9 protein-coding genes are annotated in these 12,947 nt (G+C 31.4%); 6 read left to right on the top strand and 3 right to left on the bottom strand.

Features of this window, described 5'->3' with window-relative positions; all coding sequences use genetic code 11:
• On the top strand, positions 1 to 430 hold a 430-nt coding region (locus QNK89_RS08635), incomplete at its 5' end, for an FKBP-type peptidyl-prolyl cis-trans isomerase (RefSeq protein WP_340170609.1).
• Between the two features lie 12 nt (positions 431 to 442).
• Positions 443 to 1,663: a peptidylprolyl isomerase gene (locus tag QNK89_RS08630; protein WP_340170608.1), complete on the top strand. Its 1,221-nt coding sequence runs from the start codon at positions 443 to 445 to the stop codon at positions 1,661 to 1,663.
• Positions 1,664 to 2,506: 843 nt separating this feature from the next.
• Here the strand turns inward: QNK89_RS08630 and QNK89_RS08625 are convergent.
• A complete protein-coding gene (locus QNK89_RS08625) occupies positions 2,507 to 3,967 on the bottom strand; it encodes an aminoacyl-histidine dipeptidase (protein ID WP_340170607.1) in 1,461 nt (486 codons plus the stop codon).
• A 96-nt stretch (positions 3,968 to 4,063) separates the two neighbouring features.
• Here QNK89_RS08625 and QNK89_RS08620 point away from each other — a divergent pair, with 96 nt between their 5' ends.
• The 4 genes from QNK89_RS08620 to QNK89_RS08605 all read left to right on the top strand — a co-directional run bounded on the left by QNK89_RS08620 (position 4,064) and on the right by QNK89_RS08605 (position 9,803).
• On the top strand, positions 4,064 to 5,131 hold the full coding sequence (locus QNK89_RS08620) for a DUF3810 domain-containing protein (RefSeq protein ID WP_340170606.1): 1,068 nt from the start codon (positions 4,064 to 4,066) through the stop codon (positions 5,129 to 5,131).
• A gap of 70 nt (positions 5,132 to 5,201) precedes the next feature.
• Positions 5,202 to 8,216: an amidohydrolase family protein gene (locus QNK89_RS08615; RefSeq protein WP_340170605.1), complete on the top strand. Its 3,015-nt coding sequence runs from the start codon at positions 5,202 to 5,204 to the stop codon at positions 8,214 to 8,216.
• Positions 8,217 to 8,261: 45 nt separating this feature from the next.
• On the top strand, positions 8,262 to 9,560 hold the full coding sequence (locus tag QNK89_RS08610) for an amidohydrolase family protein (RefSeq protein WP_340170604.1): 1,299 nt from the start codon (positions 8,262 to 8,264) through the stop codon (positions 9,558 to 9,560).
• Between the two features lie 36 nt (positions 9,561 to 9,596).
• The gene (locus QNK89_RS08605) at positions 9,597 to 9,803 is read left to right on the top strand and encodes a hypothetical protein (protein WP_340170603.1); all 207 of its coding nucleotides are present in this window, start codon (positions 9,597 to 9,599) and stop codon (positions 9,801 to 9,803) included.
• 234 nt (positions 9,804 to 10,037) lie between these two features.
• On the opposite strand, the gene QNK89_RS08600 is transcribed toward QNK89_RS08605, so the two are convergent.
• Together QNK89_RS08600 and QNK89_RS08595 are read right to left on the bottom strand one after the other, a co-directional pair.
• Positions 10,038 to 10,847 carry a DUF6503 family protein gene (locus tag QNK89_RS08600; protein ID WP_340170602.1) on the bottom strand — a complete coding sequence of 270 codons (810 nt, stop codon included), beginning with the start codon at positions 10,845 to 10,847 and terminating at the stop codon, positions 10,038 to 10,040.
• A gap of 65 nt (positions 10,848 to 10,912) precedes the next feature.
• A partial coding sequence (locus tag QNK89_RS08595; RefSeq protein ID WP_340170601.1) for a T9SS type A sorting domain-containing protein occupies positions 10,913 to 12,947 on the bottom strand: 2,035 nt, incomplete at its 5' end.

Genomic DNA, 12,947 nt, shown 5'->3' with positions numbered 1-12,947 from the left:
GCTAAAAGAAACAAAACACTTTATGAAGCCGAAAAAAAAAGCTATAGAAGCCTATATTAAAGCTCAAAATACAAAACAATTTATGGCAGCAGAGTATGGTTTTTGGTACTCTCAAGACACAGTTTTAGGTGCTGAAGCCTCTAAGCTTCCAGAATTTGGAGATATTGTAAATTTCAACTTCAATCTTTCTACATTAGATAGTACACTAATTTATACGATGGTAGAATTAAAAACTAGAGATTATGCTATGGACCAAGAAGCCCTTTTTACTGGACTTCGAGAAGGTTTAAAAGTAATGAGAGCTGGTGAAACTTTTACTTTTATTTTCCCATCTCAAAAAGCCTATGGTTATTATGGAGACGAAAACAGAATAGGAAGAAACACACCATTAATTAGTATAGTAACAGTAAATACAATAACAAATAAATAATATTTTTTAAAAATGAATAACATTAAAAACTCTATAAAACTTTTTATTATTGCATTATTAGTAAGCATGAGCGCATTCTCATGCCAAGATCAATATCCAGATTTAGAAGATGGCTTATATGCAGAAATTAATACCACAAAAGGTGTAATGGTCGCTAAACTATATTTTAAAAAAGCACCAGTAACAGTTGCCAATTTTGTTGGGTTAGCAGAAGGTAATCACCCAAATTTAGAAGACTCTTTAAAAGGAAAGCCTTTTTACGATGGAATTATTTTTCACCGTGTTATGAATAATTTCATGATTCAAGGTGGAGATCCAACTGGAACTGGAATGGGAAATGCTGGTTATAAATTTCATAGTGAGTTCGATAAAATATTAAGCCATAACAAAGGCGGTATATTATCTATGGCAAATTCTGGAGGTGTTACAACAAACGGTTCTCAATTTTTTATTACAGAGGTACCTTATTTAAGAGGAGATGCATTTAGCGCAGATGGAACATTAAAAAATTGTAGTCAAAGAGGTGTTAGTTGTCATCCTGTTTTTGGAGAAATAGTTAAAGGCTTAGATGTACAAGACTCTATATCTAATGTTCCGGTTTCTAAAGAAAGTAAAACATTAAACAGACCACTTGAAGATGTTGTTATTAATAAAGTTACTATTATTCGTAAAGGAAAAGACGCTAAAGCATTTAATGCTGTAACAGTATTTACAGAACAAGAACCTTTATTGCCAAAACGTCTAGAAGACATGAAAAAAAGAGAGTTAGAATTAGTTAAAGAAAAATCTAAAGCTGCAGTTGAAGATTTTAAAGCAGCCAATGCTAATTTTGGAGGTGAGTTTTTTGAGTCTCCTACTGGAATGATTATGTATCATATAAAAGCTAAAACTCAAATAAAACCTAAAATCATAGAAAAAGTACTTGTAAACTGTTCTGCCTACTTTATGAATGGAAATTTATTATACACAACCTATGCAGATGTTGCTAAAGAAATGAACCAATACAATGAGCAACAAGACAAAGCAGGAGCATACAAACCGTTTGCAATGATTTATAATGAGTCTGCAAGTTTAGTTCCTGGTTTTAGAGAAGCCATGTTAAGAATGAAAGTTGGAGACAAGGCAAGAGTTTATGTACCTAGTTATTTAGGCTATGGTGCAGCTGGTCGTGCACCAAAAGTTAAACCTAATACAGATTTATATTTTGATATTGAAATAAAAGGGATTCAGTAGATATACTATTTTCTAATTAATAATAAACAGCCTTTTAAAAGTAATTAAAAGGCTGTTTAAGTTTAAAACTGATTTGTTTTTTTTATATTAAAAATATACTAGATTCGTTTCAACTATAAAAAAACATTTAATACTCCATCTAATTATAATTGAAATATGAAAAACATAACGTTACTATTATTATGCCTTTTAGCATTGAATCTTTCTAAGGCACAACAAAAAGCGGTTACAGAAACAGGTGAATAAGTAATTTTATTTGAAAATGGAAGTTGGGAATATGAAAACAAAGAAGACGCTATAGAAAAAGAAACTCCAACAAGTACAAAAGTATTTAAAACAGATGAAGAATCTACTTTTTTACTAAAAAGTAGCAAGTTAGATGTTGGTTTTTATTTAGATCCTACATTATGGTCATACAGCAAAGCTACAGATAATGCTGATGCTGAATATGAACTTAAGCTTAAAGATGAAGACTTATATGGTATGATAATATGTGAAAAACTAGAAATACCAATAGAATCTTTAAAAGCCATAGCATTACAAAACGGAAGAGATGCTGCACCAGATTAAAAAATTATTACCGAAGAATATAGAATTGTAAATGGTATTAAAGTGCTTCATCTTCAAATGAATGGAACCATTCAAGGAATTAAATTTTCATATTATGGGTACTATTACTCAAGCAGTGATGGAACAGTACAATTTATTACCTAAACTTCACAAGCTTTACTTGATAGCTACAAGGAGGATTGTGAAAAAATATTAAATGGTATCGTAAAACTAAACTAATAGTGTAGTCTTTAATAATATATAAATAGAACGTAAAAAAAGATTCTGTATTAATTACTTTTTAGGTATTTCTTTTAAAATAGCTAATACAAATTCCCAATATTTTTTAGCAGATGAGATACTTGCACGTTCATCTGGAGAGTGCGCTCCTTTAATGGTTGGCCCAAAACTAATCATTTCTATATCTGGATAATTTTGCCCAAGAATACCACATTCTAATCCTGCATGGCATGCAGCAACATGTGCTTTTTCTCCATTTATTTTTTCATATAAACTACTCAACACTTTTAAAATAGACGAGTCCATATTTGGTGTCCATCCAGGATAATCTCCAGACAATTCTACCTCACAACCTGTAAGCTCAAATGTTGCACGCAACATATTTGCTAAATCTAATTTAGAACTCTCTACAGATGAACGTGTTAAACAACCAATTTTAACAGCTCCATCTTTTACTATCACTCTTGCTACGTTGTTAGAGGTTTCTACCAAGCCTGGAATATCTGCACTCATGCGATGAACTCCATTTAAAGCTGCATAAATTGCTCTAGTTAAGCCTTCTTGCACAGCCAAATCCATTATTTTCTCTGGAGTATCTATTTTAAAAACTATAATCTCTAAATCTGGCTCCATAGTTTTTAACTCTGTTTTAATTGAGTTAGCCAACAAAGTCATTTCTGTACCAAGAGCATCTTCATGTAACGCATCTATAGCAACAATTGCGTTACTTTCTCTTGGTATAGCATTACGCAAACTTCCACCATCAATTTCAGAAATTCTTAAACCAAAATTCTCAAAACCATCAAATAAAAGACGGTTCATTATTTTATTGGCATTTCCTAATCCTTCATGTATTTGCATTCCAGAGTGTCCACCTTGTAAACCTTTTACAGTAATTTTATAACCTATTTTAAACTCTGGTGTTTCTTCTTCAGTATAAGTTCTTGTTGCAGTAACATCTACACCTCCAGCACAACCTACTCCTATTTCATCATCCTCTTCTGTATCTAAATTCAATAATATGCCACCAGAAAGTAAACCGCCTTTTAAGCCCATAGCACCTGTCATTCCTGTTTCTTCATCTATGGTAAACAAAGCTTCAATAGCAGGATGCTCTATATCTGTACTTTCTAAAATAGCCATAATAGTAGCCACACCTAAGCCATTGTCTGCTCCTAATGTTGTCCCTTTTGCTTTTACCCAATCACCAACAACATGCATGTCTATACCTTGAGTATCGAAATCGAATTCTGTATCATTATTTTTTTGATGTACCATATCTAAATGAGATTGCATAACAATAGTTACACGATCCTCCATGCCTGAAGTTGCTGGCTTTTTAATAATAACATTACCAACTTCGTCTTCTATGGTTTCTAAACCTAGTTTTGCTCCAAAATCTTTCATAAAAGCAATCACACGTTCTTCTTTTTTAGAAGGTCTAGGTACAGCATTTAAGTCTGCAAATTTATTCCATAATTCTTTTGGTTCTAATACTCTTATTTCTGAATTCATTTTTAATATTTTAATTTGAAATGCTAAAATACAAAAAAGACCTATCTACTTATAAAATCTTAGGAGGTCTAACAGAAAATTAACTATTTTTGAAACATGCTGAAAAACAAAAAAATTCTAATTGCACTTTCTATACTACCTGCACTTTTAATAGTTAAGATATTAGCAAAATTTCCGAATTTTATTGAGACCTATTATAGCAAAGGCTTATACATAGTATTATCTAAATTGTTTAGTTATACATTAGGTTGGATACCGTTTTCGTTTGGAGATTTAGTCTACAGTTTTGGAATTATATATAGCATAAGATGGCTTATTATTAATAGAAAACGTATTAGAAAAGACTTTAAAAACTGGCTTATAGATGTGTTTTCGGCAGTTTCAATTATTTATATTGCTTTTTATTTGTTTTGGGCCATGAATTACTATCGTTTGCCATTACATGAAAATCTAAATATTAAAGCAGATTATACAACTGCAGAGCTAACACAAGTTACAAAAAACCTTATCAATAAATCTAATACTACACACCGTAAGATTGTAGGAAATGATACTATAAAAGTAGAGTTTCCATACTCTAAAACTGAAATAATAAACAAAACACCTGAAGGTTATAGTGAACTTCAAGACATATTTCCAGAACTAGAATACAAAGGCAATAGCGTAAAAAAATCGTTATTAAGTTTGCCATTAACATATATGGGATTTAGTGGTTATTTAAATCCTTTGACCAACGAAGCACAAATAAACAGTAAAATTCCAGTATTTAAATTTCCTACCACTGCGTCTCACGAAATAGCACACCAATTAGGATATGCTTCAGAAAACGAAGCTAATTTTATAGGCTTTTTAGCGGCTACAAGTAATAAAGACCTCTATTTTAAATACTCTGGCTATACTTTTGGTTTACGCCATTGCTTACACGAGGTATATAGACGTAGCCCAGAAGAATACGAAACACTTTTAAAATCTATTAATCCTGGAATTTTAAAAAACTATCAAGAGGTTCGTGAGTTCTGGATAAACCACCAAAACCCAATAGAACCTTTGTTTCAAAAAACATACAATACTTACTTAGAGGCCAACAACCAAAAAGGAGGTATGAAAAGTTATAGCTATGTGGTTGCACTATTAGTAAATTATCTTAAAGATAAACCACTTTAACAGAATTCGTTTGCATTAGAGTGCTTCTAATTATTATATTTAGTGTCTAATTATCCTATTAAACTATCTCATGATTAAAAAAACAATTCTACTTACATGTTTGGTGTTTGCTATTAATGTCTTTGCACAAGAAAACATACCAAAAAACGATGGTGTAAAAACCATAAGTTCTAATTACACTGCAGTAACAAATGCTAAAATTCACGTATCTCCTACTCAGGTTATAGAGAATGGAACCATTATTATAAAAGATGGAAAAATAATATCTATTGGTAAAGATGTTTCAATTCCAAAAAATGCTGTTGTTACAGATTTAACTGGAAAAAGCGTCTACCCTTCTTTTATAGATATCTACTCTACTTTTGGTGTAGATAAACCTAAAAGGTCTGTTGGAAACTCTAGAGCACCTCAATATGATGCAGAAAGAGAAGGACACTATTGGAACGATCATATTAGAGCAGAACAAAATGCAATTGATATGTTTAATTACGATAATAAAGAAGCTGAAAAATTAATTGCAGCAGGTTTTGGAGTTGTTAACACACATATAGATGATGGTATAATTAGAGGTACTGGAACACTGGTTGCATTAAACTCTAAAGAATCTAATGCTAATAGAATACTTAGCACAAAATCCGCACAATATCTAGGCACCAGTAAAAGTGTTACTTCTAGGCAATCTTATCCTAATTCAATCATGGGTTCTTTTGCTTTGTTACGTCAAGTAAATATGGATGCTAATTGGTATATTACAGGAGCAGCAAAAGAAAAGGACATAACACTAGAAGCTTTTAATGATAATAAAAATCTAGTTCAAATTATTGAAGCAGGAAGCAAAATGAATGCTTTGCGTTTAGATAAAATTGGAGACCAATTTAATACACAATATGTATTTGTAGGTGGTGGTGACGAATACGAATACATAAAAGAAATTAAAGCAACTAACGGAAGCTATATCTTACCAATAAACTTTCCAGATGCTTATGACATGGAAAACCCGTTTTTAGCAAACTCTGTTGCTTTAGCAGATTTACGCGAATGGAACCAAAAACCACATAACCCAAAAATTTTAGAAGAAAACAATGTAAAATTTGCTTTGTCAACCTATAAACTTAAAGACGCTAAAGAATTTATGCCTAACCTTTTAAAAGCAATTGAAGCAGGTTTATCAAAAGATAAGGCACTAGCAGCTTTAACTACTATTCCAGCACAAATTCTTGGAAAAAGTAACGAAATAGGAAGTTTAAAAACTGGAGCTTACGCAAACTTTTTAGTAACCTCTGGAGATTTGTTTGATAAGAAAACAACAGTTTTTCAAAACTGGGTAGCAGGAACAAAAAATGAGTTAAAAGAACTAAATCAAACAGATATTCGAGGAGATTACACGTTTAACCTTGGTAACATTGATTATGTATTATCTATAAAAGGTAAAATTGAAAAATTAAAATCTGAAGTAAAAGCAGACAGTAATAAACTAGGGTCTAAAATTAGTTTTAAGGATGATTGGATGAGTCTTACGTTCTCAACCGTAGATACTACAAAACAAGAATTTATTCGTTTAGTTGCAAATGTAAAAAACACAAATGCATTTAGCGGTAAAGCTGTTTTTCCTAATGGAAATGAAAGTACTTTCTATGCTTCTAAAAAAATAGATGTTAAAAAAGCTGAAGATAAAAAAGACGATGACAACGAAAATAATGAAGGTAAAAGTGAAAAAAGTGATAAAAAAGCAGTCCCTAAAACTGAAAAACTGTTTCCTGTAACCTATCCTAATATGGGTTATGGTTTTGAAACATTACCAAAACAAGAAACTATTCTATTTAAAAATGTTACCGTTTGGACTAATGAAAAAGAGGGTATTCTTAAAAATACAGATGTATTAATTAAGGATGGTAAAATTTCTAAAATAGGACAAAACCTAAGTGATAAAAATGCTCAAGTAATTGATGGAAACGGTAAACATTTAACCTCTGGAATTATAGACGAGCATGCACATATAGCAACCTCATCTGTTAACGAATCTGGGCACAACTCTACTGCAGAAGTAACACAAGAAGATGTTATTAATCCAGAAGACATAAACATTTATAGAAACCTAGCTGGTGGAGTAACATCCATACAAATTCTTCATGGCTCTGCAAATCCAATTGGTGGTCGCTCTGCAGTTATTAAACTTAAATGGGGAGAAACAGCAGATAACCTATTATATAAAAACATGCCTAAGTTTATCAAATTTGCTCTAGGTGAGAATGTAAAACAAAGTAATTGGGGAAGTACTAATACTGTACGTTTTCCACAAACAAGAATGGGTGTTGAACAAGTTTATACAGATTACTTTCAACGTGCAAAGGAATATGATACTAAAAAGAAAAGCGGACAACCTTTCAGAAAAGATGTAGAAATGGAAGTAATTGCAGAAATCTTAAACAAAGAACGTTTTATTAGCTGCCATTCTTATGTACAAAGTGAAATCAATATGCTAATGAAGATAGCAGAGAAATTCGATTTTAATATTAACACCTTTACGCACATTTTAGAAGGTTACAAAGTAGCAGATAAAATGAAAGAACATGGTGCAGGTGGCTCTACATTTAGCGACTGGTGGGCTTACAAATACGAAGTAAATGATGCTATCCCTTTTAATGCTGCAATTATGCACAATGCAGGCGTAACTGTTGCTATAAATAGTGATGATAGCGAAATGTCTAGACGTCTAAACCAAGAAGCTGCAAAATCTGTTAAATATGGAGATATTAGCGAAGAAGACGCTTGGAAATTTGTAACTCTAAACCCTGCAAAACTATTACATATCGATGATCGCGTAGGAAGCATTAAAGTAGGAAAAGATGCAGATGTTGTTTTATGGAACGACCATCCTATGTCTATATATGCTAAAGCTGAAAAAACAATTATTGAAGGTGTAACTTATTTTGATATTGATCGTGATAAAAAATTACGTGAATCTATTAAGAAAGAGAAAAACGAATTAACAACATTAATGCTTCAAGCTAAAAATAAAGGCTTAAAAACTAAACCGATTGAAAAGAAAGAGAAAGAACATTTCCACTGTGATTCAGAATTTTAATAATCAATCTTAGTTTTAACCCAAAAATTTAAAAATATTTTCAAAATGAAAAAATTAAAATATAAAGTATTAGCCTTTGCAATATTGCTTTCTTCTATAGTTATAGCGCAACAAACTCCAGCTTCTAAGCAAACTAATGCCATATCTATTGAAGGTGCAACTGCACATTTAGGAAATGGAGAAATTATAGAGAACTCACTTATTATGTTTAACAATGGTAAAATTACTTTTGTAGGAAGTGCGAAAATGAAAATTGCACGTCAAGGTAAAGTAATGAATGCTTCTGGTAAACACATATACCCTGGTTTTATAGCACCAAATTCTACTCTAGGACTAGTTGAGGTAGATGCTGTTAGGGCGAGTAATGATGTAGATGAAGTAGGCGCAATGAATCCGCATATTAGAAGTTTAATAGCCTACAATACAGAATCTAAAGTTGTAGAATCTATGAGACCTAATGGCGTTTTAATGGGACAAATTACACCAAGAGGTGGACGTATTTCCGGAACCTCATCTGTGGTTCAGTTTGATGCATGGAATTGGGAAGATGCTGCTATTAAAGTAGATGATGGTATACATATAAATTGGCCAAGTCCATTTTCTCGAGGACGTTGGTGGTTAGAAGAATCTTCTATGCATAAAGAAAATAAAAATTACAACAAACAAATTGAAGAACTAGCTGTTTATTTTGCTGAAAGTAAAGCCTACCAACAAAGTAATAAATCTCCAAGACATTTACCTTTTGAAGCTTTAAATGGAGTTGTTGATGGTTCTAAAAAATTATATGTCCATGTTGATGGTGAAAGAGGTATCACAGATGCTATAAATTTTGCAAAAGAAACTAATATTAAACATGTTGTTATTGTTGGTGGTTATGAAGCACATAAAGTAAGTAACTTATTAAAACAAAATAACATACCTGTATTATTACAACGTGTTCATAGCGAACCTAATAACGATGATGATGATTATGATTTGCCTTTTAAATTAGCCAATATATTAGTTAATGCTGGTGTATTAGTTGGTTTAGAAAATGCAGGAGGTATGGAACGTATGAACGCTAGAAATCTTCCTTTTTTAGCTGGTACTTGTGCTGCTTATGGTTTAGACAAAGAAAAAGCCTTAAGTTTAATTACTTTAAATACTGCTAAAATTTTAGGTATCGACAATACTGTTGGCTCTCTTGAAGTTGGTAAAGACGCAACACTTTTTATTAGTGAAGGAGACGCTTTAGACATGCGAACAAATAAACTTGATAAAGCATATATTCAAGGTCGCGACATAAGTTTAGAGTCTCACCAAACAGAATTATATAAGCGTTATAGCAATAAATACAAAAACTAGTAATTATGACTATAGAATAAACTTAATTTAATTATTATGAGACATTTATTATTTACATGCTTTACTATAATTTCTTTTTTGGGTTTTGCCCAAGAACAAGTTACTAAAAATCAGCCTTTATTTATTTCTAGTATTAGTTTTACATACCTAAATTTTAATAGTAGTTACAATGGACTAGATGAAATATCTAAATCTATTATGGAAAAAAAATTAAGTCTCAATGGTATAGATAATATAAGATAAGGCCAACTTGTTTTCTCTACTGCTAATTTAGAGAAATCTTTAAAAAGCATAAAAATAGACATGCTACCCAGTCTAAAAATAGAAGCTGAACGCGTGATGTTTACAGGTAATTTTATAAACCCAAACAAACCAGTGATTCTCTGTTTTGACTAAAAACAAAAACAGCACTAAATACGATTAATATTTAATAGTGTTTAGTGCTGTTTTTACTTGTAAGAATAGATTATCTATAAATTACTCTTTTTCAGGATTTTTAAAAAAATCTTTTTCTAGTTTGTTTTTAGATAACGAAACATCTGTAATTAGCAAATCCTTTCGCTTCTCTCCTATTGTAAATACATCTGATTTGTACCATTCTAACGTTTTAGGTAGCACCATACCTTTTATAGTTTGCCAGTCGACATATTTTATAAAGTGCCAATCTTTACTTTTCTCTTTTGTAAAAAACGTAATAGTATAGGCTAACCAAGCCATTTTATTAGTTTCTGCATCGTAATACATAATGTATTCGTCTTCTGGAGATTCGCCAATAGATTCACCGTAACTAATTTTTATGCCAGGATATTCTTTTCCACCCGCATTTAAAGGCTCTACGTTTGTATATGTAATACCATCATCTGCAAGTACAAAAGGCATTGCATAGAAATAAAACATTAAGTTGTAATAAAACTGTGGGTTACCTTCATATTTATTATCTCCTTTATTAATTAACCAAGCTTCATCACCTGCATAACCTATTTTAAAATCATTGGTTTCTATTAATGCTCTTCTGTCTTTTAAATCTGTAGTTGTTATTTCGTCTCCAGTGGTTTTTTTCATTGTAAACACTAAAGTATTAAAGGTGTTCCATTGGTCTATTTGGCCATGAGCATTTAGTGTTTTAGCAATATCTTCTGGGTAGATAGATGTTGTGACATCTAATTTTTCTTGAGAATAATCGACACCTATAACTGGTTTTGTTTCTTGTTTACATGCTGAAACAATAAATAGAAAGACAATAAGTAATAATTGGTTTTTTAGTTTTTTAAATGAGTCATAAAACAAAAGTAATGTTTACAAAAAAAGCTTCAGCGCGAACTGAAGCTATTTTAGTTATATTTGTTTTTTTCTTATTCTATTATTAATTTCTTGATGGTTTGTTTGTTGTTTTGTTTCAGTTTAACAAAATATAAACCTGCTTGAAGGTTTTTTACATTAAGCTGAAGTGTTTCGCTTATTACATCATTAATCACTATTTTACCTTGAACATCTATTATTTCTATAGAGGCAGTTCCACTTGAAATATTATTTAACTTGATATTTATAGTACTAGTTGCTGGATTTGGAAATAAAGCGAAGCCATTGACGTTAAATTCATCTACAGATAAATTATTTTCTACAAATTCTGTTTCAAAAGTATTTGTTATTACTGGAGCATTAAAATCGAAATAAATTTCAGCAGTATTAGGAATATTACTACCAACTGCATAACCAGCGTTTGGTTTTATTTTATAGTAAACGTAACCATTACTTGCAAAATCGTCTTGAGATTGTGCTGGTAAATTAATGTTATCGAATGTCCAAGTTAACTGATTTCCGTTTCGCATCATTACAACATCATGAGTTGCTCTTAAAAACTGTAATGTGCTTAAATCTAATTGTGAATCTACAGTATTTTCTATTCTAACATTTATAGCTTCTGCAGTACCAACATTTTGGAACCTAATGGTATAATAAAGGTACTCGTCTGTTGTTACAAAATCATTATAAATAATATCTGGACCATGAGATTCTTTAATATCATTGGGATCGTAAGAACCAATAACTTCTTGAGTGACTATAGAAACATTGTTTTCGCTAACCACGTCGTTTGCAGCAGTTGTATAGACCACAGAACTTGTAACATACTCACCTAGGCTTACTGTAACTGGAGTATATAATCTAAACCAAACCACTCTTGACTCACCCGGTAAAAGGTTTGTAAAATCTACTGTAGCTCCTGTTGCTGTTTGTGTAACTGTTAATCCTGAATCTAATGGATTAGCATCTACGTAATCTACAATTGTGTCATGAATAAAAGTTACTGTTCCAGAGGCTATAGTCGTTGAACCCAAATTTTCAATAACTAAATCGTTCCAATAATTAAATCCTGGGTTTGGCGAACTAAATGGAATTAAATAAACCGATAAATCTTCACAAACCATTTGCTCTGTGATTGGAAAATCTACAGTTACAGTGTTGCCATTTAACACTGTAATGTCCTGGAACAATGCTGTTGGAATGTTAAAGCAGTTCTCGTAACCTGTATTTGTTGCAAAAGTTATATCGTAACTGTTTGCTTCATCTTGATTTATTATATTAAAGCTTCCTGTGTTAGAATTTACTGTGCTTATGTTTCCATCATTATTAATTTCATAAGTAAAGAATCCGTTTGTAAAAGGTACATCTGTTCCATTAAAAACGCCATCGTTATTATTATCTAAGAAGGCATTAACACCTATAAATCCAATATTACTTGCGCAAAACACATCAAAATCTATTGGGTCATTTTCACAACTAATTACAGAGCCATCAGATTGTATATAGACTGTTGCAGTTGTTCCTGTAGTTGTAAATGTTAAACCAGATAAATCTCCACCATTATTTAAACCATAAGGATTATCTGCATTTAAATTTGTTGTTCCATCACTATCTAAAACAATAAGCTCATCAAAATCAAATTCGGTAGAACCAGAGTTAAATACAATATATAATGAGTAACCATCATTACTACTAAAGTTGTATTGTTGCGTTTCGTTGTTGGTATAACAAAAATTAGTATTTACAGGTTGACCAGAAGTACAGTCTAACATTACGTTTGGATCAGCCCTTGTTATAAAACTTGAAGCATTACAGTTATCTGCATTACCATTTGGATTGTAAGGTATAACAGTAACAAAATATTGTGTATCATAATTTAATGTCCCAAAATCGTATGTGGTTACATTACCAACATCTACCATATCTAAAACAATTTCTCCTGTAGAGGTTACGAGATTTAAATTATAGCCTGTTACATAACCTGTTGCTGTTGTCCAAGTTATGTCTGTGTTTTCATTTACATCTACAGCTAAATCTTGAGGTGTTGTTACTACAGCATTACACGTTGGTATTGAAGAATTGTCT

The organism is Lacinutrix sp. (assembly GCF_037625555.1).
Lineage (GTDB): Bacteria > Bacteroidota > Bacteroidia > Flavobacteriales > Flavobacteriaceae > Lacinutrix.
This window is presented reverse-complemented; position numbering and strand designations above follow the sequence as displayed.

Excerpts from the sequence above, each read along its gene's own strand:
- QNK89_RS08625 (WP_340170607.1), bottom strand. The coding sequence starts at position 3,967 with ATGAATTCAGAAATAAGAGTATTAGAACCAAAAGAATTATGGAATAAA.
- QNK89_RS08610 (WP_340170604.1), top strand. The coding sequence starts at position 8,262 with ATGAAAAAATTAAAATATAAAGTATTAGCCTTTGCAATATTGCTTTCT.
- QNK89_RS08615 (WP_340170605.1), top strand. The coding sequence starts at position 5,202 with ATGATTAAAAAAACAATTCTACTTACATGTTTGGTGTTTGCTATTAAT.
- QNK89_RS08630 (WP_340170608.1), top strand. The coding sequence starts at position 443 with ATGAATAACATTAAAAACTCTATAAAACTTTTTATTATTGCATTATTA.
- QNK89_RS08620 (WP_340170606.1), top strand. The coding sequence starts at position 4,064 with ATGCTGAAAAACAAAAAAATTCTAATTGCACTTTCTATACTACCTGCA.
- QNK89_RS08605 (WP_340170603.1), top strand. The coding sequence starts at position 9,597 with ATGAGACATTTATTATTTACATGCTTTACTATAATTTCTTTTTTGGGT.